Source organism: Arthrobacter yangruifuii, from assembly GCF_009192775.1.
Classification (GTDB): Bacteria; Actinomycetota; Actinomycetes; order Actinomycetales; family Micrococcaceae; genus Arthrobacter_B; species Arthrobacter_B yangruifuii.
The window spans coordinates 20,959-46,457 of sequence record NZ_VTFX01000007.1 but is presented as its reverse complement, the minus strand read 5'-3'; the positions used below and the strand labels follow the sequence as shown (position 1 = coordinate 46,457).

General features: G+C 66.1%; 20 protein-coding genes and 3 tRNA genes. 7 read left to right on the top strand and 16 right to left on the bottom strand.

The features are described 5' to 3' along the window. The 4 genes from GD627_RS16035 to GD627_RS16020 all read right to left on the bottom strand — a co-directional run bounded on the left by GD627_RS16035 (position 1) and on the right by GD627_RS16020 (position 4,008). Positions 1-330 (bottom strand): biotin/lipoyl-containing protein, encoded by a 330-nt coding sequence (locus GD627_RS16035; protein ID WP_146361559.1) that lies wholly within the window; start codon positions 328-330, stop codon positions 1-3. Next, the gene (locus GD627_RS16030; protein ID WP_152273433.1) at positions 323-1,303 is read right to left on the bottom strand and encodes an alpha-ketoacid dehydrogenase subunit beta; all 981 of its coding nucleotides are present in this window, start codon (positions 1,301-1,303) and stop codon (positions 323-325) included. Before GD627_RS16030 ends, GD627_RS16035 begins: the two co-directional genes overlap by 8 nt. Positions 1,304-1,418: 115 nt before the next feature. Continuing rightward, entirely contained in the window at positions 1,419-2,438 is a 1,020-nt protein-coding gene (locus GD627_RS16025; RefSeq protein WP_152273376.1) for a thiamine pyrophosphate-dependent enzyme, read from the bottom strand. 142 nt (positions 2,439-2,580) lie between these two features. Then, positions 2,581-4,008, bottom strand: coding sequence for an amino acid permease (locus GD627_RS16020; RefSeq protein ID WP_343032401.1), 1,428 nt, complete (start codon positions 4,006-4,008; stop codon positions 2,581-2,583). A gap of 185 nt (positions 4,009-4,193) precedes the next feature. Between GD627_RS16020 and GD627_RS16015 the strand changes: the two genes are divergently transcribed. Genes GD627_RS16015 through GD627_RS16005 form a run of 3 tightly spaced genes read left to right on the top strand, consistent with a single transcriptional unit; the run spans position 4,194 to position 7,628 of the window. After that, positions 4,194-4,697: an Lrp/AsnC family transcriptional regulator gene (locus tag GD627_RS16015; protein WP_152273375.1), complete on the top strand. Its 504-nt coding sequence runs from the start codon at positions 4,194-4,196 to the stop codon at positions 4,695-4,697. A 55-nt stretch (positions 4,698-4,752) separates the two neighbouring features. Then, positions 4,753-6,159: a M20/M25/M40 family metallo-hydrolase gene (locus GD627_RS16010; RefSeq protein WP_152273374.1), complete on the top strand. Its 1,407-nt coding sequence runs from the start codon at positions 4,753-4,755 to the stop codon at positions 6,157-6,159. Further along, positions 6,159-7,628 (top strand): MFS transporter, encoded by a 1,470-nt coding sequence (locus tag GD627_RS16005; RefSeq protein ID WP_246165575.1) that lies wholly within the window; start codon positions 6,159-6,161, stop codon positions 7,626-7,628. The genes GD627_RS16010 and GD627_RS16005 overlap by 1 nt, the downstream gene beginning before the upstream one ends. On the opposite strand, the gene GD627_RS16000 is transcribed toward GD627_RS16005, so the two are convergent. The 5 genes from GD627_RS16000 to GD627_RS15980 form a co-directional block, all read right to left on the bottom strand. Next, positions 7,625-8,080, bottom strand: a complete 456-nt coding sequence (locus GD627_RS16000; RefSeq protein WP_152273373.1) for a MarR family winged helix-turn-helix transcriptional regulator — start codon at positions 8,078-8,080, stop codon at positions 7,625-7,627. The genes GD627_RS16005 and GD627_RS16000 overlap by 4 nt on opposite strands. A 9-nt stretch (positions 8,081-8,089) precedes the next feature. Next, a complete protein-coding gene (locus GD627_RS15995; RefSeq protein ID WP_152273372.1) occupies positions 8,090-9,196 on the bottom strand; it encodes a CE1758 family FMN-dependent luciferase-like monooxygenase in 1,107 nt (368 codons plus the stop codon). A gap of 106 nt (positions 9,197-9,302) precedes the next feature. Then, the gene (locus GD627_RS15990) at positions 9,303-12,419 is read right to left on the bottom strand and encodes an efflux RND transporter permease subunit (protein ID WP_152273371.1); all 3,117 of its coding nucleotides are present in this window, start codon (positions 12,417-12,419) and stop codon (positions 9,303-9,305) included. Between the two features lie 119 nt (positions 12,420-12,538). Next, complete coding sequence (locus tag GD627_RS15985) at positions 12,539-14,029, bottom strand: malate:quinone oxidoreductase (protein ID WP_152273370.1); 1,491 nt, start codon at positions 14,027-14,029, stop codon at positions 12,539-12,541. Between the two features lie 137 nt (positions 14,030-14,166). Further along, on the bottom strand, positions 14,167-15,882 hold the full coding sequence (locus GD627_RS15980) for an ABC transporter substrate-binding protein (RefSeq protein ID WP_246165574.1): 1,716 nt from the start codon (positions 15,880-15,882) through the stop codon (positions 14,167-14,169). A 125-nt stretch (positions 15,883-16,007) separates the two neighbouring features. Here GD627_RS15980 and GD627_RS15975 point away from each other — a divergent pair, with 125 nt between their 5' ends. Both GD627_RS15975 and GD627_RS15970 read left to right on the top strand, forming a co-directional pair. Beyond that, positions 16,008-17,717 carry an ABC transporter ATP-binding protein gene (locus GD627_RS15975; protein WP_152273368.1) on the top strand — a complete coding sequence of 570 codons (1,710 nt, stop codon included), beginning with the start codon at positions 16,008-16,010 and terminating at the stop codon, positions 17,715-17,717. Positions 17,718-17,719: 2 nt separating this feature from the next. Further along, positions 17,720-18,283: a tetratricopeptide repeat protein gene (locus tag GD627_RS15970; RefSeq protein ID WP_343032400.1), complete on the top strand. Its 564-nt coding sequence runs from the start codon at positions 17,720-17,722 to the stop codon at positions 18,281-18,283. A gap of 167 nt (positions 18,284-18,450) precedes the next feature. On the opposite strand, the gene GD627_RS15965 is transcribed toward GD627_RS15970, so the two are convergent. The 5 genes from GD627_RS15965 to bcp all read right to left on the bottom strand — a co-directional run bounded on the left by GD627_RS15965 (position 18,451) and on the right by bcp (position 23,047). Next, positions 18,451-19,395 (bottom strand): ABC transporter permease, encoded by a 945-nt coding sequence (locus GD627_RS15965; protein ID WP_425481940.1) that lies wholly within the window; start codon positions 19,393-19,395, stop codon positions 18,451-18,453. Then, positions 19,392-20,396 carry an ABC transporter permease gene (locus GD627_RS15960; RefSeq protein WP_152273367.1) on the bottom strand — a complete coding sequence of 335 codons (1,005 nt, stop codon included), beginning with the start codon at positions 20,394-20,396 and terminating at the stop codon, positions 19,392-19,394. Before GD627_RS15960 ends, GD627_RS15965 begins: the two co-directional genes overlap by 4 nt. 100 nt (positions 20,397-20,496) lie before the next feature. Further along, positions 20,497-22,191: an ABC transporter substrate-binding protein gene (locus tag GD627_RS15955; protein WP_152273366.1), complete on the bottom strand. Its 1,695-nt coding sequence runs from the start codon at positions 22,189-22,191 to the stop codon at positions 20,497-20,499. Between the two features lie 247 nt (positions 22,192-22,438). After that, a tRNA-Leu gene (locus tag GD627_RS15950) sits at positions 22,439-22,520 on the bottom strand. 59 nt (positions 22,521-22,579) lie between these two features. After that, entirely contained in the window at positions 22,580-23,047 is a 468-nt protein-coding gene (gene bcp, locus GD627_RS15945) for a thioredoxin-dependent thiol peroxidase (protein ID WP_152273365.1), read from the bottom strand. A gap of 147 nt (positions 23,048-23,194) precedes the next feature. Here bcp and GD627_RS15940 point away from each other — a divergent pair, with 147 nt between their 5' ends. Both GD627_RS15940 and GD627_RS15935 read left to right on the top strand, forming a co-directional pair. Then, positions 23,195-23,725: a MarR family winged helix-turn-helix transcriptional regulator gene (locus GD627_RS15940; protein ID WP_152273364.1), complete on the top strand. Its 531-nt coding sequence runs from the start codon at positions 23,195-23,197 to the stop codon at positions 23,723-23,725. Between the two features lie 91 nt (positions 23,726-23,816). Continuing rightward, positions 23,817-24,989: an RtcB family protein gene (locus GD627_RS15935; protein ID WP_246165573.1), complete on the top strand. Its 1,173-nt coding sequence runs from the start codon at positions 23,817-23,819 to the stop codon at positions 24,987-24,989. A 96-nt stretch (positions 24,990-25,085) separates the two neighbouring features. Here GD627_RS15935 and GD627_RS15930 read toward each other — a convergent pair. Continuing rightward, a tRNA-Lys gene (locus GD627_RS15930) sits at positions 25,086-25,161 on the bottom strand. Between the two features lie 223 nt (positions 25,162-25,384). After that, positions 25,385-25,460 (bottom strand) — tRNA-Lys (locus tag GD627_RS15925). Positions 25,461-25,499 lie beyond the last annotated feature (39 nt).

Here is a 25,499-nt window from a genome sequence, read left to right as displayed (position 1 = left end):
CTAGTCCTCGTCCAGCGCTGCGGTCAGACGGACCCGGCGCCGGGCGGGGGCCTCCTGCGGCACGGTGCCGACAATCCCGGCGGTGTTGTCCGGAACCTCGAAAACGATGAGCGGTTCGCCCACGTTGATCGTTTCACCGGGCTCACCGTAGGTGCGGGCAACGCGTCCGGCCTGCGGAGAGGGCAGTTCCACCGCGGATTTGGTGGTTTCCACCTCCACCAGCGGCTGGTTGCGTTCCACCTGGTCGCCCACGGCCACCAGCCACTCCAGGACGGTGGCCTCGATCAGGCCCTCGCCAAGGTCGGGAAGGGGGAAGGGGATTTCAGCCACGCCGGTACTCCAATACTCGCTGGATCCCGAACAGGATGCGGTCAATGTTCGGGATGTATTCGTCTTCAAGGTCGCCTGAGGGATACGGTACGTCGAATCCGGTGACGCGCCCAACCGGAGCGCGCAGGGTATCGAAGCACCGTTCCGTGATGAGCGCGGCCACTTCGGCGCCGAGGCCCGAGGTCAGCGGCGCTTCGTGGACGACGACGGCGCGCCGGGTCCGCGCCACGGACGCGGCAAGGCCTTCCGCGTCGATCGGCTTGAGCCAGCGCAGATCCAGGACCTCCACCTCGATGCCGTCCTCGGCGGCCAGCTCGGCAACCTGCAGGCACCGTGCCACCATGGCGCCCCAGGCAATCAGGGTGACGTGCTTGCCGGGTCGGACCACCTTGGAGCCCTGCAGGGGGCCGGCGTCGTCAAGGAATACGTCGCCCTTCTGCCAGTAGCGGCACTTGGGTTCCATGAAGATCACCGGATCCGGAACCGCCACCGAGGATTTGAGCAGGTGGTACGCCTCGTGCGGGCTGGACGGGGACACGACTTTCAGGCCCGGCACGTGGGCGAAGAGGGCTTCGAGGGATTCGCCGTGGTGCTCGGGGGCGCGGATGCCGCCGAAGCTGGGCACGCGCAGGGTCACCGGCATGGGCATGGTGCCGCGGCTGCGGTAGTTCATCCGGGCCAGCTGGGTGACAATCTGGTTGATTGCCGGGTAGGCGAACCCGTCAAACTGCACTTCGGGAATCGGATGGAAGCCGGCCATGGCCAGCCCCACCGACATTCCGAGAATGCCGGATTCCGCCAGCGGGGTGTCAAAGACGCGCTCGGCGCCGAAGCGTGCCTGCAGGCCGTCCGTGATGCGGAAGACCCCGCCGAGCCGTCCCACGTCTTCGCCCAGGACCACGGCCCGGGGATCTTCGGCCAGTGTTTCGGCCAGGGCGCGGTTCAGGGCGGCCTGCATCGAGAGGTGTTCCATCCGCCCTTCGCCGGCCTCCGGGGAGGGTGCCTCCGCGGATTCCTGCCCGGCGGCCAGGGCGGCGTTCCGGGCGGCCGCCTCCAGATCGGAGGAGGCCACGGTGTCGCTGAGCTGCTCAGACATGTTCGGATTCCTCCCGCCAGGCGCGTGCCTGGGCTTGAAGTGCGTCGGTGGGCTCGGCGAAAACGAAGTCGAACATTTCGGATCCGGGGCGGGGGCCGAGCGCCATAACCCCCTCGCGGACGCGGTCCGCGTTGGCGTTGGCGTCCTGCAGGGCCGCGTCCAGGAATGCGGAGTCGGCGATGCCGTCCGCCAGCAGGCGGTCCCCGAGCAGCCGGACGGGGTCCGGGCCTTCGTCGCGCCGTTCCTCCGCCAGGGAACGGTACCTGCCGGGATCGTCGCTGGTGGAGTGCGGGCCGCGGCGGTAGGTCATGGCCTCGATCAGCACGGGTCCGTGTCCGGTGCGGGCGTGTGCGGCAGCCTCGCGGGTGGCCTGGACGACGGCGGCGGCGTCGTTGCCGTCGACGGTGATGGCCTTGATGCCGTACCCGGCCGCGCGGGCTGCGACAGTTCCGCCCGCCACCTGCGCCTCGGTGGGCAGCGAAATGGCCCAGCCGTTGTTCTGGACGAAGAAGATCACCGGAGCCTTCAGGATCCCGGCGAAGTTCATGGCTTCATGGACATCGCCCTGGGAGCTGGCGCCGTCGCCGAAGTAGGTCAGGGCCACGCCCGGGGTTCCGGCGAGGGTCTGTCCGTGGGCCCAGCCCACGGCGTGCAGCACGGACCCGGCCACCACTGCCTGAATCGGTGCGAGCCGAGTCTGCACCGGGTTGTAGAGGCCGCCGTGCCAGCTCGCCTTATGGGTGGACATGTAGGCGGTCATGTCCACGCCCAGAGTGAGCGCCACCCCCATTTCCCGGTAGGTGGGGAAGATGAAGTCATGCTTGGGATCCATGGCAAAGGCGCTGCCTACCTGGGCGGCTTCCTGGCCCAGCTCCGGGGCATAGCCGGGAATGATGCCCTGGCGCTGCCAGGCGATCGCGGCGAGGTCCAGCTGCCGGACGGCGGTGACCAGGCGGTACAGCTCCCGGAGTTCCTCCGCAGGCAGGGCCGCAGGTTGCAGATTAGTGTCCATAGTCCGCAATTTAGTGCTTCACGCCACAGTGGGCAAACAGGCAGCCGAATATGACACAGTCTGTACAAATAGAATGGTCGACTGCGCCACCGGCTATGCACTTTGCAAGGGCCGGGCGGGCGTCAGCCGTGGCTCGGTGCGCCTAGCCGGCGGAGCTGCCGGAGTCGGCGTGCGCCCGGGCGGCACTGCGCCGTTCGAACGCCCAGGCCAGGAGCACCAGTACGGTGCTCAGGGCCGCCGTCGCCAGCAGTTGAATACGGACACTGGGGTCGAAGAAGCCGAGGACCACTATGCCCGCCAGCAGCGCCAGGGCGAAGTAGGACAGCCACGGGAAGGCCCACATCTTGAAGGTGAGTTCGACGCCGGCAGCCTCCGCGCGCCGCCGCAGGATGATCTGCGAAACGATGGAAATGCCCCAGACCACCAGGCAGGTGGAGCCGACGGTGTTGAGCAGGATCATCAGCACTGTGTCCGGGTACAGGTAGTTCAGCGCCACGGCAATGAACCCGAACACCACCGATGCCAGCACCGCCCGGCGCGGCACTCCACCGGAGCTGAGCCGGCCCAGGGCAGCCGGTGCCCGGCCGCGTTCGCCCAGGGAGTAGATCATCCGGGAGGCGCCGTACAGGTTGGCGTTCATGGCGGACAGCAGGGCAATGACGATGACCACCGCCATGACGGTATCCGCCCCGGGCACCTGTGCCGCATGCAGGACCGCAACGAAGGGTCCGGTGCTCAACGCCTCGCTGTCCCAGGGCAGGACGGTGACCATGACCAGGACCGAGCCGATGTAGAAGACCAGGATCCGCCAGATCACCGAGTTGATCGCTCCGGCAATGTTCTTGGACGGTTCCTCCGTGTCCGCGGCGGCAATGGTGATGATCTCGGTGCCGCCGAAGGCGAAGACCACCAGCAGCAGCCCTGAGGCGACGCCGGTCAGGCCGTTGGGCATGAAGCCGCCGTTGTGGAAGAGGTTGGAGGTGCCGGGGGACTCGACGCCGGGGAGCAGGCCGGCCACGAAGGCGACGCCTATTCCGAGGAAGACGACAATCGCGGCGACCTTCAGGATGGCGAACCAGTACTCGAATTCGCCCAGGCTGGCGGCTCCGGCCAGGTTGACGGCGGTGAAGATGATGATGAACGCCAGGGCCAGCATCCACTGCTCGACGCCGGGGATCATGGATGCGACGATGGCGGCTGCCGCCGTGGCCTCGGCGGCGATGACAATGACGATCTGGAACCACCACATCCAGCCGACCGTGGTCCCCGCCGTGCGGCCCAGGGCTTTCTCCGCGTAGACGGAGAATGCTCCGCTGCTGGGATCGGCTGCGGCCATCTCGCCCATCATGCGCATGATGAGGATCACCATGGTGCCGGCGATCAGGAAGGAAATCAGCACCGCGGGACCGGCCGCTGCAATGCCTTCGCCGGAACCCACGAACAGGCCGGTGCCGATGGCGCTGCCCAGGCTCATCAGGACGAGGTGCCGCGGCTGCATTTTCCGCGCTGCGGGCGGTTCCCCGGCCAATACTTCAGTGTCGGTGCCGGACGGGCGGGTGGAGCTGGGCATAGCGGGAGGGGCCTTAGAACGAACGGACGGGCTGCAGATGCAGGCACGGGCTGGCGGTGGAGCCGCCGCGGAAATGTACACCTCATTCCATCTTAAGGCCGGTTTGTGTATCCCCGTTTCCGGCCGGCGGCGCCGTTGCCTTTACAATTTGTACACTGCCTGTGTTCTGTCCCTGAAAGGACCCCATGCCCACCGACGCGCTGGACGCCCGTATCGTCACCCTGTTCACCGACAATCCCCGCATGTCGGTGCTGGAGGCTTCGCGCCGGCTCTCCGTTGCCCGGGCCACCGTCCAGGCGCGCCTGGACCGGATGCAGGAGACCGGCGTGATTGCCGGATGGGGTCCGCGGATTGACGCCGAGGCCCTGGGGTATGACGTCGTGGCGTACTGCTCGCTGACCATCCGCCAGGACACCGGGCACGATGCGGTGGTGGCAGCGCTGTCGCGCATTCCGGAAATCCAGGAGGTCCACACCGTCTCGGGGGAGAGTGATCTGCTGGCGCGGGTTGCCGCCCGGTCCAACTCTGATCTGCAGCGGGTCATCGATGCGATTGTCTCCACCAATACCGTCCTGAGGACCTCCTCGGTCATTGTGCTGAATACCCATTTCCAGGGACGAATGCTGCCGCTGCTGCACGCGGCTGCGGACACCGGATCCCAGCCTCCGGCAGCGGTCACCAAACAGTAACTTCATCTTCCGCGCGCCGGACTGAGACGTACGTCACACCCGTTACACTCGGCCCATGTCCAGCTCTGATGCGGCGCCGGCCGCCGTTGCCCTCGGCCGCGCGGCGGCCCCGAAGCTCGCCCGTCTCCTCACCTACCGCACCGTCTCCTCACGGGTGCCGGAGGAGGTGGAGGAGGACCAGTTCGAGGGCTTCATCGCGGCGCTGCCGGACCTGTTTCCCCGGGTGTCGGCGGCCCTGCAGCTGGAGCGGGTCAACGGATTCGGGCTCCTGTACCGGTGGGAGGGGCAGGACGGGCAGGAAAGGCAGGACGGGCAGCACGCATCGGGCATGACCGGCGCGGACGGGAGGGGGCCCGTGGTGCTGATGGCCCACTATGACGTGGTCCCGGTGGAGGATCCTGAACGGTGGGAATATCCGCCCTTCGCCGGCACCGTAACGGACACCACCATCGAGGGCCGCGGCACCCTCGATGACAAGGGTGCCATGGCCGCCGTCCTGGAGGCGGCAGAACAATTGCTTGTCCAGGGCTTCACACCGGCACGGGACATCTACTTCTCCTTCGGCAACAACGAAGAAACCGCCGGTGACACCGCGGCGGCCGCAGCGGCCCTGCTGGAGGCACGCGGTATCCGCCCCTGGCTGGTGCTGGATGAAGGAGGAGCGGTGGCCTCGGGCGCCTTCCCCTTCGTGTCCGCTCCGCTCGCCGTCGTCGGCGTCTCCGAAAAGGGCATTCTCGACGTTGAACTGGCGGTCCAGGACGCCGGCGGCCACGCGTCCACCCCGAACCGGATGGGAGCAACCGCGCGCCTGGCCCGCGCCGTCGTCCGGCTGGACCGCAGCCCCTTCCCGGCCTCGCTGCCGGACGTCAGCGTGGAGATGGTCCAGCGGCTTTCCGGGTCGGCGCCGCTGCTGCCCCGCCTGGTCCTGGGCAACGCTGCGCATCTGCGCGGTGCGTTGACCAAGGTGTTCGGGCTACTCGGCGGGGAGCCCAACGCCATGACCCGCACCACCGTGGCCGTTACCCAACTGCGGGGAAGCAAGGGCTCCAATGTCCTGGCCACACGAGCCACCGCCAATGCCAACATCCGGGTCGCCGTGGGGGAGACGGTGGAATCCACCATGGCGCGCCTGCGGTCCGTCATCCGGGACCCCAGGGTCACCCTGCGCGTGGTGGAAGGCAACGACCCGGCACCGGTCTCCGCCACGGACAACGCCCAGTTCGGCCTGCTGGAGGACACCATCAGGGCGGTATTCCCGGATGCCGTGCCGGTGCCCTACATCATGCTCGCGGGAACCGATGCGCGGCGCTTCACCTCCATCTGCGACGCAGTGTACCGATTTGCCCCCTTCCGGATGAGTGCCGCGGACCGGGCCGGCATCCACGCCGATAATGAGCGGCTGGGCATCGAAACGTTCGGCGAGGGCATTGTCTTCTACAAGGCCCTGATGGGAGCGCTCTGATGTCGGCGCCGTCGCTGCCCGGAATGCGCATGATCGGACCCCTGGTGGGGTTCCTGGTGCTGGTGGAAGTCACCAGCGGCATCCTGCAGGGCTACTACACGCCGCTGCTCACGGACATTGCCCGGCACCTGAACATTGACGACGGCGACGTCAACTGGTTTGAATCGGCCCAGCTGATGCTCAGTGCCCTGGCCGTGCCGATCCTGGCGAAACTGGGGGACATCTACGGGCATAAGCGCATCCTGCTGATTTCCACCGTGTTGACTGCGGCGGCTTCCTGGGGTGTGGCCTTCGCCCCGGGTTTTTGGACCTTTCTGGCCGCGTGGTCGCTCCAGGGTTTCTATGTGGTCTGGCTGCCGATGGAAATCGCCCTGATCTTCAGCCGGGTGCGCCGGGCCCCCAACCGGGCCGTGCTGACCCGCCGGGCCGCCGGCCTGCTGGTCGGCGCACTCGAGTTCGGAGTGATTGCCGGAGCACTGCTGGGCGGAATCCTGGTGGAGCAGCTGCCGCTGTGGCTCACCCTGTGCGTGCCCGCCGCGGCGGTGACCCTGTGCATTTTCGCCGTGTACTTCGGGGTTCCGGAGTCCGCAGCGCTGGACGGCGGCACCGTGGACCGTACCGGGTTCGTGCTGCTGGCCGCGGGGCTGCTGCTGCTCACCTCCGGGCTCACCTTCCTGCGGATCAACGGGCCGGGAACCTGGTGGGTGTGGGCCGTGCTGGCCGCCGGTGCCGCCGCCTTCCTTCCCTTCGTCCGGTATGAGCTCCGCCGGAAGGATCCGCTGGTGGACTTCAGGATGCTGCGCAGCCCGTCCATGTGGCCGGTCCAGCTGACCGCCGGGCTGTTCGGGATTTCGGTGCTCGGCGCGCAGGCACCCATGTCCACGTTCGCTCGCACCGATCCGGCTCTGCACGGCTACGGCCTGGGCCTGGCGGCCTCGCAGGTGTCCATCATCATCGGCACCTACGTTTTCGCCATGCTCGCGGGCGCACTGCTCTTCCCCGTGGCGGCGCGGCGGACCACCCCGCGGAACACTCTCGTGGGTGCTTCGCTCCTGGTCGGCATCGGCTACGGGCTGTTCCTGCCCTTCCATGACACGCTGCCGCAGGCCCTGATGAACATGCTGGTGGCCGGTCTGGGGTCCGGGGCGCTGGTGGCTGCGCTGCCGTCGGCCGCCGCCGCCGCGGCGCCCCTGAACCGGACCGGCATGGCGACGGGGCTGACCAACACCACCAAGACCATCGGCGGGTCCTTTGCTTCGGCGGTCTTCGGCATCGCCCTTGCCGGTGCGGCCGCGGATGCCCTCTCGGGCGGAGCGGGCGGCGGCGGGACGGCGGCCCCGCTCCCGGGGTACCTGACCGTTTGGGCCGTGTGCTCGGTGACGGCCTTTATCGCGGCGGTTGCCCTGCTGCTGGTGCCCCGCCTGGCGTTCGCCGATCCGCCGCTGGCGGCGGAAGAAGCCGCGGCCTAATCCGCCAGACTCGCCAGGACCTTGTCCGTCAGTTCCTTCAGCTGCGCCAGCTCGGCGCGGTCCAGGGCAGGGGTCAGCAGGTCATGGATTCCGCGGACGTGGACGCGGCCCAGGCGCCGCTGCACTGCCCGGCCCTCCGCGGTCAGGGAGAGTTCGACGCCGCGCTGATCATTTTCCGCGGGCCGGCGCTGCACCAGGCCGCGGGCCTGGAGGCGGTCCACCATCCGGCTCAGGCTGGGCTGGCTGATGAGCAGGTGTTCGTTAAGCTCATTGAGCCGGATCCAGCCGCCGGGGCAGCGGGTCAGGTTGAACAGGACGTCATACTCGCGCATGGTCAGGTCCCGGAACTCCGGATCCCGCTGCAGCCGCCGCATGACGCCTACCTGGACGCGGAACAGCGATTCCCATGCGTCTGCTGCCTGCTTCGTTGTGGCGTCATTAGTTGAGTGCATGGTTCCAGCCTACTGAACCGAGGGGGACGGGACCGTTTCGGCAGCTACCCGGGCAGCTACCCGTGCCGCGTGGACGGGACCCTCGGGAACGTCCGCGGGACGGCGGGCGTCCAGCTCCCTGCGCAGTTCCGGCAGCACGTATTCACCGAAGAGGTCCAGCTGCTCGAGGACGGTCTTCAGCGGCAGGCCGGCGTGGTCGATCAGAAACAGCTGGCGCTGGTAGTTGCCGAAGTAATCGGAGAAGCTGAGGGTTTTCTCCAGTACCTCCTGCGGGCTGCCGACGGTCAGCGGTGTCTGCGCCGTGAAGTCCTCCATGGACGGACCGTGCCCGTAGACCGGGGCGTTGTCGAAGTACGGGCGGAACTCGTTCACGGCGTCCTGCGAGTTCTTCCGCATAAAGAACTGTCCGCCCAGCCCCACGATTGCCTGGTCTGCACGTCCGTGGCCGTAGTGCTCGTACCGCTCCCGGTAGAGTCCGATGAGCTGCATGTAGTGCTCCTTCGGCCAGAAGATGTTGTTCGCGAAGAAGCCGTCCCCGAAGTAGGCGGCGATTTCGGCCACCTGCGGGGTGCGGATGGAGCCGTGCCAGACGAACGGGGCGACGCCGTCAAGGGGCCGGGGCGTGGAGGTGAAGTTGTGCAGCGGGGTACGGAACTTGCCCTGCCAGTTCACGGTGTCCTTGTCCCAGAGCTGGCGCAGCAGGTTGTAGTTCTCCACGGTCAGTTCCACCGAGTCCTGCGGGTCCTTGCCGAACCACGGATACACCGGTGCGGTGTTGCCGCGGCCCAGGACCAGGTCCACCCGGCCGTCGGCCAGATGCTGGAGCATGGCGAAGTCCTCGGCGATCTTCACCGGGTCATTGGTGGTGATCAGCGTGGTGGTGGTGGAGAGGATGATCCGCTCGGTCTGCGCCGCAATGTAGCCCAGCAGGGTGGTGGGGGAGCTGGCGTAGAAGGGCGGATTGTGGTGCTCGCCGGTGGCGTAGACGTCCATGCCGATCTCTTCGACCTTGCGGGCGATGGCCACCGCCGCCTTGATCCGCTCGGCCTCGGTCGGCATCTGCCCGGTGACGGGGTCCCGGGTAATGTCGCTGACGCTGAATACGCCGATCTGCATGGTGTCCTCCGGAGGTTGGGGTGTTCCTAAAGTATATGCATACGCATGTACCTACCCCTCAACGGCCGACTGCCCCGGTTCATTCCCCCGGTTCGTGCCCTCCCGGCTAGGCGCGGGCTGCCCCGGCACCTTCCGTCCGCTGCTGCCGCTTCTCGCGGGAGCCTTCCACCAGCCGGTACAGCACGGGCACCAGGATCAGGGTCAGGGCCGTGGAGGAGATCAGGCCGCCGATCACCACCACCGCCAGCGGACGGGAAATGAAGCCGCCCTCCCCGGTAATGCCGAGCGCCATGGGGGTCAGGGCGAACACGGTGGCCAGGGCCGTCATGAGGATGGGGCGAAGGCGCTGGCGGGCGCCGCGGAAGATCGCGTCCTCCACGTTCATGCCCGGTTCGTTGCCGCGCGGCTGCCGGTACTGGTTGATCAGGTCCATAAGCACGATGGCGTTGGTCACCACAATGCCCACCAGCATCAGCATGCCGACCAGGGACGGCAGGCCCAGCGGGATGCCGCTGACCAGGAGCAGCAGGATGGCTCCGGTCGCGGCGAACGGAACGGAAACCAGCAGGATCAGCGGCTGCAGCAGCGACTTGAAGGTGGCCACCATGATCACGTAGACAATAGCGATCGCCGCCAGCAGGGCCAGGCCCAGCTGGGTGAAGGACTCGTTCTGCTGGGTGGCGGCACCGCTGAGCTCGGCGGTCACGCTGGCCGGCAGATCCACCTCGGCGAGACGGGACTGCACTTCGGTAATGGTGGCTCCGAGGTTGTCACCGTCGGGCGAAACCGAGACCACCGCGGTGCGCTCGCCGCCGGAGGAGGACACCGACGTCGGCACGGAGACCTCTTCCACCGATGCGAGGGAGCTCAGGGGAACGGGACCGGAGCCGGTCGGCACGAAGATGCCGTTCAACTGCTCCAGGGAGGTGATGGGGGTGCCTTCGCCGATGAGCACGGGCAGGTCATCGGTGCCCAGCCGGACAGTGCCGGCAGGCAGCGGACTAATGGTCGAGGCCACCAGTCCCGCGATCTGCTGCTCGTTCAGGCCCGCGGCGACGGCCTTGGCACGGTCAATGGTCACCTGTACCACCGGCTGCGAGGAGGAGAGGTTGCTGCTGGCCTCCGCAACGCCGGGAAGATCGGACATGGCTTCCACCAAGGCGTCACTGGCCGGCTGGAGATCGGCCGGGTCGCCGGCGGAGAGGGCAATGTCCACCGTGTTCGACGTGCCGAAGCCGCCGCCGGTGCTGCCCAGCGTGACGGTGCCGGCGTCGTCGACGTTCTCGACGGCGTCGCGGACGGTCTCCCGCAGGGCCACCTGGTCCACGCCCTCGTCGGTGATCACGGTGAAGTTGGCAACCGAGGAGCCGCCCGCGGTGAAGGCGCCCAGCCCGGAGGTGGACGTGCCCATGGTGACCTGGACGTCCTTCACGCCGTCAATGTCTCCCAGGACCTGCTCCACCCGTTCCGCCGCCTCGGAGGTGCGTTCCAGCGAGGTGCCTGCCGGCAGCTCCTGACGGACGCTGAAGGTGTTCTGGCCGGTGTCGCCCAGCAGGTTCGTCGGCAGCAGGGGCGTCATGGCGGCGGTGGCCAGGAGGATGACCAGTCCGGCAACCACGGTGTAGACCGGGTGCCGCTGGGTGCCGCGCAGGATCGGCAGGTAGCCGCGCTGCAGCAGTGAACGTGCTTCGCGTTTCTCCGCTTCGGCACGGAAGGCTTCCGGATCGGCCACCGGGGGAGAGGACTTCAGGAACCAGTAGGCCAGCACCGGCACAATCGTCAGGGAAACCAGGAGGGAGGCCAGCAGGGCCAGCGAGGTGGTGACGGCGAAGGGGCGGAACAGCTCGCCGGCCAGCCCGCCCACAAAGGCGATGGGGGCAAACACGGCCACCGTGGTGAGCGTGGAGGCGGTGACGGCGCCGGCCACTTCGCGGACCGCGGTGAGGATGGCGGTGCGTTTTTCCTCGCCGTAGCCCAGGTGCCGCTTGATGTTTTCGATCACGACGATGGAGTCATCCACCACCCGCCCGATGGCGATGGTCAGCGCACCGAGGGTAAGGATGTTCAGCGAATATCCGAAGGCCAGCAGCCCGATGAACGTCACCAGCAGGGACAGCGGGATGGAAATCGCGGTGACCAGGGTGGAGCGGATCGACAGCAGGAAGACCAGGATCACCAGGACCGCGAAGCCCAGGCCCAGCAGGCCTTCGGTGGTCAGATCGGAAATGGATTTTTCAATGAAGGGAGCCTGATCGAAAATCACCGTGAACTTGGCGCCGTTGCCCAGTTCGTCCTGCAGGGACGGGAGGAGATCCGTGACTTCATGGGAAATCCCCACCGTGTCGCCGGCCGGTGTTTTGGTAATGGACACGGCCAGCGTGGCCAGGCCGTTGGTGCGGGTGATGGAGGTGGATTCGTCTTCGGTGATGTCCACCGAGGCGACGTCGCCGATGGTCACCGGGGCACTGCCCGGTGATGCCTTGGTGGACGCCACCGGCAGGGCGGAGACTTTCTCCAGGCTGTCCAGCGGCGCGCCCACCTGGATGGAGAGCGTGCGGCTTTCTTCGTCCACCGTGCCGGCCGGCAGCAGTGCACCGCTGTTCTCCAGCGCGTCGACTATTCCGGACGTGGTGACGCCCTGGGCGGCAAGAGCGGCATTGTCGGGCAGGATGGCCACGTGCCGGGTGGACCCGCCGGTCACCTCGGCCGTCCGGACCCCCTCGATTTTCTGCAGGCGGGGAACCGTCAGGCGGTTCAGGTCCGCGCTGAGTTCCGCCAGCGGCTCGTCCGAGGACACGGCGAGGTAGACAATCGGGAAATCACTGATGCTTCCTGCCAGCGACTGCGGATTGGCGTCGTCGGGAAGGAGCTGGCGGGAGTTGGATATGGCCCGGTCCACCTGCCCGCGGGCCCGGTCCAGGTCCGTCCCGTAGGCGAAAGTCAGGGCGATCGTGGAAATACCCGAACGGGACGTGGCCGAGGAGGATTCAAGGCCTTCGACGGCGGTGAGGGCACCTTCCAGCGGTTCGCTGATCTGCGCGTCCACCACCTCGGGGGACGCTCCGGGCAGGGCGGTGATGACGCTGATCTGGGGAAACTCCAGCGACGGGATCAGTTCCTGCTTCAGGGAGCCCATCGAAATGACCCCGAAAACCGCCACGAAAACCGTGATCAGGGCAATGAGCGCCCGGTTGGAGAGGGACAGCTTGGCCAAACGGTCCATGATCCTGCCTTAGGAAGGGCGAACTGGAGGTGGAAGACGCCGCAGAGCCGGCGTCGTAAAGCAGGTTCGCGGCGCAGGCCGCCCATCAGGGGCCGCCTGCGCCGCGGGGAGAGCGGGTGCTAGGACAGTCCCAGGACCTTGTTGGTATCGGCTTCGATTTCCGCAGCCAGCTGCTCGTTCTCGTTAAGCTTCACGCCGTAGCCCGGGATCATTTCCTTGATCTTCGGTTCCCAGCCGTCGAACTGGCGGGGGAAGGCGCGCTTGAGCAGGTTGATCATGATCGGCGTGGCCGTGGAGGCGCCCGGCGAGGCACCGAGCAGGGCGCCGATGGAGCCGTCCGCTGCGGTGATGAGTTCGGTGCCGAACTGCAGCACGCCGCCCTTCTTCGGGTCCTTCTTGATGACCTGGACGCGCTGTCCCGCAGTGATGAGGTCCCAGCCTTCGGTTTTCGCGGTGGGCATGAATTCCTGCAGTGCGGCCGTTTTGCCTTCGCGGGTCTTCAATACCTCGGTGACGAGGTACTTGACCAGGCTCATGTTGTCCTTGGCCACGCCCAGCATCGGCACGAGGTTGGACGGGCGTACCGAAAGCGGCAGATCCAGGTAGGAACCGGTTTTGAGGAACTTCGGGGAGAAGCCGCCGTAGGGGCCGAACAGCAGCGAACGCTGGCCGTTGACGAAGCGGGTGTCCAGGTGCGGCACCGACATGGGCGGGGCACCCACGGAGGCCTGGCCGTACACCTTGGCGTTGTGGCGGGAGATGATCGACTCGTCCGTGGAGCGCAGGAACTGGCCGGACACGGGGAAACCGCCGAAGCCCTTGCCCTCGGGGATGCCGGAGGCCTGGAGCAGGTGCAGGGCCCCGCCGCCGCCGCCGATGAACACGAAGCGGGCGCTTACGGTGCTGGCCGTGCCGGTGGCCAGGTCCTTGACCTTGACGTCCCAGCCGCCGGTGGAGGAACGGGTGACGCCGCCCACCTCGTGCCGGAAGTGCATGTTCACGCCGTTGGCGCCCAGGTACGCGGTCAGTTCGCGGGTCAGCGCACCGAAGTCGACGTCGGTGCCGCCGACCACGCGGGAGGCGGCAACGCGCTGGGAGGGGTCGCGGCCTTCCATGATCAGGGGGGCCCACTCCGCCAGCTTGGCCGGATCCTCGGAGAACTCCATGGTCTTGAACAGGGGCTGGGCGCTCAGCGACTCGTAGCGGCGGCGCAGGTACTCGGAATGCGCGTCACCCCAGACGAAGCTCATGTGCGGCAGCGGATTGATGAAGTTGTTGGAGATGTGGCCGGCAGAGACCATGTGGGACCAGAACTGCCGGGAAACCTGGAACTGTTCGTTGATGCCCACCGCCTTCGCCGGGTCAACGGAACCGTCCGCCGCAGCCGGGCTGTAGTTCAGCTCGCACAGCGCGGCATGGCCGGTTCCGGCGTTGTTCCAGGGGTCGGAGCTCTCCAGCCCCGCGCGGTCGAGGCGCTCGTAGAGGGAAATATCCCAATCCGGCTGGAGTTGCTTCAGGAACGCCCCAAGGGTTGCGCTCATGATGCCGCCGCCGATCAGCAGTACATCAGTTTTCGTTGCGGACTTATCCGCCGGGCTATTAGCAGTCAACTTGTTCTCCAGTCGCGTGGGCGCTAGCCCTAGAAGCGTATCCCCGACCACAGGTCTTCCTAAAATTATCGCTGCAACGAACCTTCCGGCGCGAGGGGACGGCGGGGCCCGCGGCTCGGGGCGCGGGCCCCGCGGTCTCAGCTGTCCGTCAGTTTGACGCGGTTGAAGACTTCATGAAGGACGGGGCTGGTGGGATAGGAGCCCACCCGCGGAGACAGCGCCAGGGCCGAGATGGGGAAGGCGAGCGGAACGGCCGGAACGCGCTCGGAAATGCGGTCGGTGATGCCCCGGTAGGCATCCGTCTGCTCCTGGCCTTCGGTGAGGGTCCGGGCTTTTTCGATACCGCTGAAAACTTCCGGGTCGTTGAAGGAAAACTCATCGGTATAGCGGCCGAAAAGGGTTCCGAGGAAGTTGTCCCCGGCCTCGTAGCTCCCGGCAAGCCCCAGCAGATGGAAGGCCCGGTCCTCCTTGCCCTGCACCTTTTCAAGGTAGCCCTGGGACCAGTCCACGGGGACGGGGCGGATATTGAACCCCGCGGCCGTGAGCTGGCTGCTGAGCCTGGCGTAGATTTTCTCCGGAGTAGGCAGGTAGCTGCGGGTCACGCGGCGGGGGTAGTAGAACGGCAGCTCCCGGCCGTCATACCCGGCTTCCTTGAGCAGCTCGCGGGCCTTGTCGACGTCGTACCCGTAACTGGTGACGCTGTCGGACGTGAGACCCAGCTTTTCCGGGAGGAACTGGTTGGCGGGCTTGGTGCCGTTGAGGAACAGTCCGTCCAGGACGGCCGGCTTGTCGATGGCATGGGCAACCGCCCGGCGCATGAGGACATCGTCCAGGCCGGGGAAGCTCGAGTTGATTCCCAGATAGAGAATGGAATAGGGGTCCCGCTGCTGGATCTGCAGGCCGTTGCGGGCCAGGTCTCCGACGTCGTTAACCGTCACCAGGTCATAGCCGTCCACCTCGCCCTTCTTCAGGGCCCGGAGCCGGCCCTCCGGACTGGCGATGGTCCGGAAGACAACAGTGCCGATCTGTCCCGCTTCACCCCAGTATCCGGGGTAGGCCGCCAGTTCCACGGTGTCATCGTTCCAGCTGACGAAACGGAACGGACCGGTCCCCACCGGGGAGACCCCGTAGGCGGAAACCTTCCGGCCGTTGCGCTCCTGGGTGAGTGCATCGGCGTCCGTGAGCGCCTTAGGCGAGGACATGGCAAATGCCGGAGCGGCAAGGGCGGGGATAAAGCTGTCCAGCGGCTCATTGAGCTCCACCCGGACCGTGTATTCGTCCACCACCACGCATTCGCGGTAGATAGCGGTCTTCGGGGAATCCGAGAACCCGCGGAAAACCGACCGGTACATGAGTGAATCGCTGCGCACGGATTCCGGCAGGGTGTACCAGCGCTCGAAGTTCCGGCGGACCGCCTCCGCGTTGAAGGGTTCGCCGTCGTGGAAGGTGACGTCGCGGCGCAGGTCAAAGGTGTACGTCCTGCGGTCTTCGGACTTGGTCCAGCTCTTCGCCAGCAGGGGAGTGGGGGCCGACGTCAGGGCATCGACGCCCACCAGTCCTTCCAGGACCTGCCGGGTGATCCGGTAGGACTCGGTGTCCGCCGCCAGGGCCGGGTCAAGGGTCGCGGGGGGTGCCGCAGCAGCAAAAACGAAGCGGCCCTGGGGGCCGGCCGGACCGGTGGCCGTGGGGGCTGCGGAGGGGGAATCGTCGGCGGCCTCGGCCGTGCATCCGGCAAGCATAAACGCCGCCGCCACGGCGCCCGCGCGGATAACGGAACGCCGGGAAAGGGCCGGGTTTCCGGAGTCGGAATTCGGAGTGCCGGATACAGGTTTGGCTCGGCCGGATTTTGTCACGGTGATACTCCTCCGGGACGCTCCATCCCTGATATTTCGGTGATTCTTCATTCTAAATGATTAAAAACCGGTAAACAGCTGGGAGACACGCGTCACATGGGGCCGGAGTGGGGCAGGATGGGGAAATGACTGATTTGACCACTGATTCGCCGCTGCTCGAGGTGAGCAACCTCGCTGTTAACTTCCGGACCATGGACGGGGAAGTCCCCGCCGTCCGCGACGCCGGTTTTTCCCTCCCGGCAGGCAAAACGCTGGCCATTGTGGGGGAGTCCGGATCCGGAAAGTCCACTACCGCAATGGCTGTCATCGGGCTGTTGCCGGGCAACGGCAGCATCGCCTCGGGAAGCATCCGTTTCGACGGCCAGGAACTGGTGGGCCTTCCGGAGTCCAAGATGCGCGCCATCCGCGGCCGGTCGATCGGACTGGTGCCGCAGGACCCCATGTCCAACCTGAACCCGGTCACCAAGATCGGCACCCAGGTTGCCGAAACCCTGTTGGTTCACGGTATGGCAACGTCCAAGGACGTGGACCGGAAGGTGGTGGAGGTCCTGACCGCTGCCGGGCTGCCGAACGCCGCCGAGCGCGCCAAGCAGTACCCGCACGAGTTCTCCGGCGGTATGCGCCAGCGCGCCCTGATTGCCATTGGCCTTGCGTGCCGCCCCCGGCTGCTGATTGCCGACGAACCCACCAGCGCCCTGGACGTCACGGTCCAGCGGACCATTCTGGACCAGATTGACCGGATGACCGAGGAACTCGGCTCCTCCGTCCTGCTCATCACCCATGACCTGGGCCTGGCCGCGGAACGTGCCTCCGAACTAGTGGTGATGCACCGCGGCGAGGTGGTGGAAACCGGTCCCGCCCGCCAGCTTTTGGAGGACCCGCAGCACCCGTATACCCAGTCCCTGGTCCGTGCCGCCCCCAGCGTTGCGGCCGTGCGGCTCAGCCCCGGTGCCTTTGCCGGCGGTGCCGCACCGAAGGCCGGGGCATCCGCGGGACCGGCCCAGACGCTGGCCGCCGAACCGGCCGGGACGGAACCGGACAACATCGTTGAATTCCGCGATCTCACCAAGGTCTTCAAGATCCGCGGCCGCTCCGACGATTTCTATGCCGCCAAAAACGTCACCCTGGATATTCCCCGCGGCCGTACCGTCGCCATTGTGGGGGAGTCCGGGTCCGGAAAGACCACAACGGCACGGATGCTGCTGAAGCTGATTGAACCCACCAGCGGAACCATGACCTTTGACGGCATGGACGTCGCCACCCTGGACAAGGCCCAGCTGCGCGATTTCCGGCAGCGGGTGCAGCCGATCTTCCAGGACCCGTATTCCTCCCTGGATCCGATGTACACCATCGAGCGGATCCTGGAGGAGCCGCTCAAGACCTACCGCCGCGGGGACAAGGCAGAGCGCCGGCGTCGGGTGCTGGAACTGATGGAGCAGGTGGCCCTGCCGCCGGAGATGCTGCACCGCTACCCTGCGGAGCTCTCGGGCGGGCAGCGGCAGCGCGTGGCGATTGCGCGTGCCCTGGCGCTGAAACCCGAGCTGATTGTCTGCGATGAGCCGGTCTCGGCCCTGGATGTCCTGGTGCAGGCGCAGATCCTGCAGCTGCTGGGGGACCTGCAGCGCGAGTTCGGCCTCAGCTACCTCTTCATCTCCCATGACCTGGCGGTTGTCCGGCTGATCTCCGACTACGTCTGCGTGATGAAGGACGGGGAGCTGGTGGAGGCGGCCACCTCGGAGGAAGTCTTCTCCAACCCGCGGCATCCTTACACGCGGAAACTGCTGGCGTCGATCCCGGGCAACGAGCTCAATATCGACGGCGAGCTGGCCTCGTAGCAGTGAACACTGTGCAGGCGGGGACCGGGGAGGACCTGGAAGCAGAGCTTCAACGGCTGTTCGAGGCCCGGAACCGGAAGGACATGGCGCCGACCATTACGGCACTGCTTGACGTACGGAACCGGTATCCGGGTAACGCCCGCGTCCTCTACGAAGTCGGCGGCGCCTATGACACGGCCGGCGAAGAGGAAACGGCTGCCGGATTCTACGAGCAGGCGCTGGCCCTGGGGCTGGAGGGTGACGTGCTGCGGCGGTGCTACCTCCAGTACGGCAGCACCCTGCGGCTGCTCGGCCGCGGGGAGGAGTCCCTGGCAGTGTTTGACCGCGCCCGGCAGGCCTTTCCCGGGTCGGTGTCGCTGGGCGTCTTCGAGGCGCTGAGCCTGCATGCCGCGGGCAAGGCGAATGCGGCGCTCGCAGCCCTGCTGGTCCTGCTCGCAGAGAATGTTTCCTCGGAGGACCTGCACCGGTATCTGCCGGCACTGCACGGCAACGCGGAATACCTTGCATCGCTCGACGACGACGACGGTGACGACGGCGGTGACGCCGCCGCCGCCCGGCGCGGCTGAGCTGTGCGGCTGAACCGGCGCGACTGAGCCGTGTGCCTGAACCTGTGCGGCTGAGTTGTGCGGGCCGGGCCGGGAACTGCCCGGGCCGCACAACACAAAAGGGCCTTCCCCGGAATTTTCCGGGAGAAGGCCCTTCTGCTGTCCAACGCGGTGAAAACCGCTGGCAGCTACTTTCTCCGGGTCTTGGGATCCAGAGCCTCGCGCAGGGACTCGCCCAGCAGGGTGAAGCCCAGCGCGGTAACCGCAATGCAGATACCCGGCAGGAAGGCCAGCTGCGGAGCCACACCCAGTTCGGCCTGGGCATAGGTGAGCATCCGTCCCCATTCGGCGGTCTGCGGCAGGCCGCCGCCAAGTCCCAGGAAGGACAGTGCCGCGGCGTCGATAACCGCCGTCGCCAGGGTCAGCGTCGCCTGCACAATCACCGGGCCCATGCTGTTGGGCAGCAGGTGGCTCATGGTGATGGTGCGGCGGCTCAGCCCCAGGGTCTGGGCGGAAAGGATGTAGTCGGCGCTGCGCTGGGAAATCATCGAGGAGCGCAGGAGCCGGGCAAAGATGGGCACCTGCGAAACACCGATGGCGATCATGATGGACGCGGAATTCTGCCCCAGCAGGGCTGCGATGCTCACGGCCAACAGCAGGTTCGGCACGGAGAGCAGGATGTCGACGAAGCGCATGATCACGCTGTCCACCCAGCCGCCCAGGCCGCCGGCGATCACGCCGAGCAGCACGCCGCCGGCCAGGCCGAGGGCCGTGGAGACCACGCCTATGATCAGGGACGCACGTGCACCCCAAAGCAGTTTGGACAGGACATCGCCGCCGAAGCGGTCCAGCCCGAGCGGATAGCCGTCAATATCACCCGGACCCGGAATGCTGGTGGGGGTGATGCTGGTGCGCCCGGGCAGATCGTTGCCGCCGTAGGGGGCCAGCAGCGGGGCGAGGAGTGACACCAGGATGAACAGGCCGACGATCACGGCACCGGCGACGGCGGCCGGGTTGCGGCGCAGCCGGCGGAAGGCGTCTTTCCACATGCCGCTTCCGCTGGCGGGTTTTGCTGTGGGAGCTCCTTCGGGCAGGACGGACCCGCCCGCTGCGGGAGGCAGAGTAGTACTCACTGGACACGCACCCTTGGATCGATGAAGCCGTAGGACACGTCAACGATCAGGTTGATCAGAGAGTAGGCCACGGCAATGAAGACAATGAATCCCTGCAGGACGGGATAGTCGAGGGCGAAGATGGCGTCCCTCAGGAATCTCCCGATGCCGCTGAAGGCGAAGACCGTCTCGGTCAGGACCGCCCCCGAGATCAGCAGTCCGGTCTGCAGGCCGATAGTGGTGGTCACCGGAAGCATGGCGTTGCGCAGCACGAACCGTGCGCGGATGGTTTTTTCCATCAGGCCCTTGGCCCGGGCCGTGCGGACGTAATCCGCGCCCAGGACTTCCAGGACCGATGCCCGGGTGATGCGCACGATGATCGCCAGCGGAATGGTGCCCAGGGCGATGGCGGGAAGCACCAGGTGCAGGATGGCGTCCCAGGACGCATCCCACTCCCGGGTGAGCAGCCCGTCCAAAACATAGAAGTCCGTGACGTGGGTGGCATTGATCCGTGGATTCTGGCGCCCGTCGGTGGGGAACCAGCCCAGCTGGATGGCCAGTATCCACTTGAGGATGAAGGCCAGGAAGAATACCGGAACAGTGATGCCGATCAGGGACAGGACCACGGAGGAGTGGTCCCAGAAACGCCCGTAATGGCGGGCCGCGATATAGCCAAGCGGGATGCCGATGCCGATGGCGAAGATGAGGGCGACTACGGCCAGTTCCACCGTGGCGGGGAAGCGGGTGGCGAACTCCTCGAGCACGGGGCGTCCGGTAACAATGGAGGTGCCGAAATCCCCCTTCAGGAGCTTGCCGACATAAGTGAAGTACTGCTCGATCAGCGGACGGTCGAAGCCGTAGGCCTTATTGATGTTGGCGATGGCTTCCGGAGACGCCTTGTCTCCGAGCAGTGCGGTGGCCGGACCGCCGGGCAGGTTGCGTACCCACAGGAAAAGCAGGATCGAGAGGCCGATCAGGGTGGGGATCAGCATGAGAAGGCGTTTGCCGATGACTCGTAGCACGAGTGTCCTTTCCCAGCCGGAGGCTGGAGGATCTGGGGAGGAAAAGACGAGGCGCGTTGGAGGCCGGGAACCCCGCGGGGTTCCCGGCCTCGGCGGAGCGTTACTTGGTGAGCTTGATGTCGCTGAAGACCTCGTCGTTCACCGGGCTGGCAGGGTAGGACTCCACCCGTTCGGAGAAGGCGAGCGACGGCGCCGGGTGGGCCAGCGGAACGGCAGGCACAAACTCGGCGATGTCCTCATTGATCTGCTCGTAGAGCGGGGTCTGCTCCTCGAGGGTGGAAACCTGGCGTGCCTTTTCCAGGGCGGCGAAGATTTCCGGGTTGTCAAAACCGAATTCCGGCTTGTTCTGGCCGAAGAACACTCCGACGAAGTTGTCGGTGTCGTTGTAGTCGCCGGTCCAGCCCAGCAGGTGCAGGCCGTGGTCCGATCCGGCCTGTACGCGGTCAAGGTAGTCCGGGGACCACTTGTTCGGCTGCGGATTGACCTTGATTCCTACTTCGGCCAGCTGGGCGCTCAGGTTGGTGAAGACCTGCTCGGGCGTGGGCATGTAGGGCCGGGAGACGCCGGTGGGGTAGTTGAAGTCCACGGTGAAGCCGTCCGGGTAACCCGCTTCGGCCAGCAGGGACTTGGCCTTCTCCGGGTCGTAATCGTAGGTGGTGACGTCCTCGTTGTAGCCGTTGACCACATCGGGGATGAACTGCGTGGCCACCTTGGTGCCTTCGGGAAGCGTCTGGGAGACCAGGGCTTCCTTGTCGATGGCGTAGGAGATGGCCTGGCGGACCTTGGGATCGGCCAGCTCGGGCACCTGCTGGTTCATGCCCAGGTACAGGATGGTGAAGGGGTCGCGGGGGATGACCTTGAATCCGGCGTCTGCCAGGGACTCGGTGTCCGCGGGGGCCACGAGGTCATAGCCGTCAATGTCACCGGATTCCAGGGACTGGCGGCGGGCCTGCGGATCGTCGATCACGCGGAAGATGATGTCGGTGACCTGCGGCTCTCCGCCGCCCCAGTAGTCGTCATTCAGGGACAGGGTGAGCTGGTTGCCCACGTCCCAGCCGTCGAACTTGTAGGGGCCGGTGCCGGTGGGGTGGCCCTTGGCATATTCGGTCAGCTCGGGTTCCTCGGCCGTGCCGGAGGAGTTATTGGCGCCGAACTCTTCCAGGGCGTCAGGGCTCTGCATGCTGAATGCCGGCAGGGAAAGGGCAGCCACGAAGCCGGCGAACGGCTTGTTCAGCGTTACCACTGCTTCGGAGTCCGACGTTGCGTCACAGGACTTGTAGGTTGCCGCTTCGGGGTTGTCCGAGAAGCCCTTGAACAGCATGCCGTAGTAGTAGGCCTGGCTTTCGGCCTGCTGGATGCCGCTGAAGTTGTACCAGCGCTCGAAGTTTGCGCACACCGCTTCGGCATTGAAGTCGGTGCCGTCGTGGAATTTCACACCCTCCTCGAGCTCAAAGGTGTAGGTCATGCCGTCTTCGGACGTTTCCCAGGACTTCGCCAGCAGCGGTGCCGGGTCAGCGGTGCCGGGCTTCACGCCCACCAGGCCTTCGAAGATCTGGCGGCTCACGCGGAAGGATTCACCGTCCGAGGCAAAGGCGGGATCCAGGGACTTGGGATCGGAGGAGGCGGCAAAGACGAAGGTGCCGTCGACGCCCTCGGAGCCGCCGTCGGCGCCTTCCTCACGGTCGCTCTGGGCACAGCCCGCGAGCACGAGTGCGCTCAGGGCGAGGCCGGCGGTAAGCGCGGAGGCGCGTTTCTTTGCGGACCGGCCTTTCCGGACGCTGTCTGCTGGGAACATGTTTTGGATACTCCTCAAGGGCGGATGAACGCTAAGCGAGTGTTTGCTGCGGCCGGAAAACCGGCCCGCATGTGTCCGGAGGGACACAAACGTATGGACAGAGCCTAATGGGGAAGTGTTTCTGTTACGTGACATTGATCACCGGCGGCGTGGTCACGATTTGGTCACATGCGGCGCAGCGAGGCGAAAGGCAGTTGCCGGGCACAAAAAATGCCCCGGTCCGAAGACCGGGGCATTGAATGTTCTGTGCGCGAGGAGGGACTTGAACCCACACGTCCGAAGACACTGGAACCTAAATCCAGCGCGTCTACCAATTCCGCCACTCGCGCGGATTTCCCTCCCGGCATTCACGGCCGGGTGCGGGAAACAGGTTTTAGTCTACCCGAGGTTAATCGAGCCCCAGATCACGCCGCAGCTTGGCAACATGCCCGGTGGCTTTGACGTTGTACTGGGCGAGGGCAACCCTGCCCTCGGGATCAACCACCACCGTGGACCTGATCAGCCCTTCATAGGAGCGGCCGTAGTTCTTCTTCTCACCCCAGGCGCCGTAGGCCTCGGCCACGGCGTGGTCCGCATCGGAAAGCAGGGGGAAGTTCAGGCTTTCGGATGCCGCGAACTTTTCCAGCTTCTCCACCGGATCGGGGGAAATGCCCAGAACGGTGTAGCCGGCGCCTTTGAGGCTGTTCAGGTTGTCGCGGAAGTCACAGGCCTCCTTGGTGCATCCCGGGGTGGCGGCGGCGGGGTAGAAGTACACGATGGTGCTGCTTCCGCGCAGGTCCGCCAGGGATACGGTTGTTCCGTCCGCGGAGGGAAGGGCGAATTCGGGTGCGGTTTCGTCCGGGAGCAGGCGGGGCATTGGATGTCTCCTTGATGTCGGTTTCGCGGTTGGCAGGTCACAAGGCGACATTCCAACGTGCGGTGGTTACCCTAGACTGTGGATTAGTGGATCGTCAGCCAACTGACGGTACGCACTGGCCGAAGCCGAGAGGGAGAGTTTTATTTTATGCCGGATATGGAGCGCTGGCCCACCGGACGCCTGTTGTCGACAGCCGCCCGCCTAGTAGAGCACGCATGGAACGAGCGGCTGGTCAGTATTGGCCTGACGCACGCAGGCGTCATCGCCCTGGGTGTGCTGGAATCGCAGGGACCAATGACCCAGGCACGCCTGGCGCAGCTTGTACGCGTCCAGGCCCAGACCATGGGCAAGACCCTGGCCCGTCTGGAGACGCACGGTCACGTGAGCCGTGTGCGCAATGATCTCGACAAGCGCAGCCACATGGTGACGATCACCGAAAAGGGCACCGAGGCCTTCCACGAAGCACAGAACATCGAGCGCACCCTGCTCGACGGCGGCGAGCTCCTGTCCGAGGCGCTGCGCGGTCAGCTGCGAAACGTCATCACGGAGCTCGGAAACCCGCGGTGGCAGGTCGCCGTCGCCGTGCCCGGCCTGCCGGTCCCGCCCGAGGCCGGCGTGGAGATCCTGCCCGAGCAGACGGGGGCGGCGGAGCCCGCGGAAGCCCGGGCTGACCGTTAGCTGAACCTATGCGGCAAGACTGACTTCGAGAAGGCGCATCCCCGGGTGCGCCTTCTTTCGCGTCAGGGGCCGACCGTGACGGGAGGGAACCGTGGAGCAGAAGGTCAACGGGAAATACCTGAACTTCGCCAGTGTGATTGACGGCCCCACCCTGGAGCAGAACATCAAGACCTCCCGGATGCCGTTCATTTATCCGCATTTGGCTTCCATGCCGGACGCGCATCTGGGCAAGGGGGCGGCCGTGGGATCGGTCATCCCCACGCTGGGGGCAATCATCCCCGCGGCGGTGGGCGTCGATATCGGCTGCGGGATGATCGCCGTGCGCACCCAGCACTGCGCCGAAGACCTCGCCGGGAAAAACCGCAGGGTACTCCGCGAAGCGATAGAGCATGCCGTTCCGCTCTCCGCGGGCAACAACAACCGCAGTCTCACGGATTCGGCGCGCCGCCGCGCGGAGGAACTGGCCAACGACGCCGCCGCGGCCGGCTTTGATCCTGCGTCCTACCTTCCGGGCTGGCGCCTCCAGCTGGGCAGCCTGGGTTCCGGGAACCACTTCATCGAAGTATCCCTGGATGAAGAGGGCGCCGTCTGGCTGTTCCTGCATTCGGGCTCGCGCGGGGTCGGAAACAAGATTGCGCAGCAGCATATCCGGTCTGCACAGACCTACTGCGCCAAGCGGTCCGTCGAGCTGCCGGACCGGGACCTCGCGTATCTGGAAGAGGGGACCGATGAGTTTGACCGGTACATTGCCGAGCTGATGTGGGCCCAGAAGTTCTCGCTGCTCAACCGTGAGGAAATGATGGACCGGGTCATCGGCTGCTTCAGTGCCTGGACGGGGGAACCCGTGCGGGAGCGGGAGCGGATCAACTGCCATCACAACTACACCGAGGTTGAGCACCACTACGGCAAAGACATCTGGCTCTCCCGCAAGGGTGCCATTGATGCCTCCCCGGGGCGTCCGGGGCTGATCCCCGGTTCCATGGGCACGGCGTCGTACGTGGTGGAAGGCAAGGGGTACGCGCCGTCGCTGAATTCCGCTCCGCACGGAGCGGGCCGGGAGTATTCGCGGACCAGGGCGCGCAGGACCTTCAGCCAGGACCAGCTGCGCAACGCAATGAAGGGGATCGAGTTCCGGGATTCGCCGGCCTTTATCGACGAAATCCCGGCAGCGTACAAGGACATCGATGCCGTGATGGCGGATGCAAAGGACCTGGTCACCGTCAGGCATGTGCTGCGGCAGATCATCAACGTCAAGGGAAACTAGCCAGCGGTCCGGTGGTTCCGGAAGGGTCAGTCCCCGCCGGGCAAAAAGAAAACCCCGTCCGACCCGGCGTTATGCCTGGTCGAACGGGGTTTTCGATGGTGCACCCCCCGGGACTTGAACCCGGAACCCATTGATTAAGAGTCAATTGCTCTGCCAATTGAGCTAGAGGTGCGCACTTTGCCGGGAGGAAGACCTTCGCCGTGAGGCGCGGTTCGTTCTCCGCAACGACATGAAACACTACCACGTCTGCGCAGGGTGCGCGAAATCGGTCCGCCGGACCGGCGCTGCCGCCCCCGGGCGCAGGCATCCGGCGGGGCTGGAGACGGCAACCAGGGAACAAAGGCAACAAAAAACCCCGTCCGGCCAGGTTCGTAAACCTGATCGGACGGGGTAGTTGGTGCACCCCCCGGGACTTGAACCCGGAACCCATTGATTAAGAGTCAATTGCTCTGCCAATTGAGCTAGAGGTGCGCATTCGTGATGTGGAAGTCTGCGGTTTTTCGTCCGCAG

Bases quoted from the DNA above. Each gene is read 5' to 3' on its own strand.
- GD627_RS16030 (WP_152273433.1), bottom strand. From the start codon at position 1,303: ATGGAACACCTCTCGATGCAGGCCGCCCTGAACCGCGCCCTGGCCGAA.
- GD627_RS16025 (WP_152273376.1), bottom strand. From the start codon at position 2,438: ATGGACACTAATCTGCAACCTGCGGCCCTGCCTGCGGAGGAACTCCGG.
- GD627_RS16020 (WP_343032401.1), bottom strand. From the start codon at position 4,008: ATGCCCAGCTCCACCCGCCCGTCCGGCACCGACACTGAAGTATTGGCC.
- GD627_RS16015 (WP_152273375.1), top strand. From the start codon at position 4,194: ATGCCCACCGACGCGCTGGACGCCCGTATCGTCACCCTGTTCACCGAC.
- GD627_RS16010 (WP_152273374.1), top strand. From the start codon at position 4,753: ATGTCCAGCTCTGATGCGGCGCCGGCCGCCGTTGCCCTCGGCCGCGCG.
- GD627_RS16005 (WP_246165575.1), top strand. From the start codon at position 6,159: ATGTCGGCGCCGTCGCTGCCCGGAATGCGCATGATCGGACCCCTGGTG.
- GD627_RS16000 (WP_152273373.1), bottom strand. From the start codon at position 8,080: ATGCACTCAACTAATGACGCCACAACGAAGCAGGCAGCAGACGCATGG.
- GD627_RS15995 (WP_152273372.1), bottom strand. From the start codon at position 9,196: ATGCAGATCGGCGTATTCAGCGTCAGCGACATTACCCGGGACCCCGTC.
- GD627_RS15990 (WP_152273371.1), bottom strand. From the start codon at position 12,419: ATGGACCGTTTGGCCAAGCTGTCCCTCTCCAACCGGGCGCTCATTGCC.
- GD627_RS15975 (WP_152273368.1), top strand. From the start codon at position 16,008: ATGACTGATTTGACCACTGATTCGCCGCTGCTCGAGGTGAGCAACCTC.
- GD627_RS15955 (WP_152273366.1), bottom strand. From the start codon at position 22,191: ATGTTCCCAGCAGACAGCGTCCGGAAAGGCCGGTCCGCAAAGAAACGC.
- bcp (WP_152273365.1), bottom strand. From the start codon at position 23,047: ATGCCCCGCCTGCTCCCGGACGAAACCGCACCCGAATTCGCCCTTCCC.
- GD627_RS15940 (WP_152273364.1), top strand. From the start codon at position 23,195: ATGCCGGATATGGAGCGCTGGCCCACCGGACGCCTGTTGTCGACAGCC.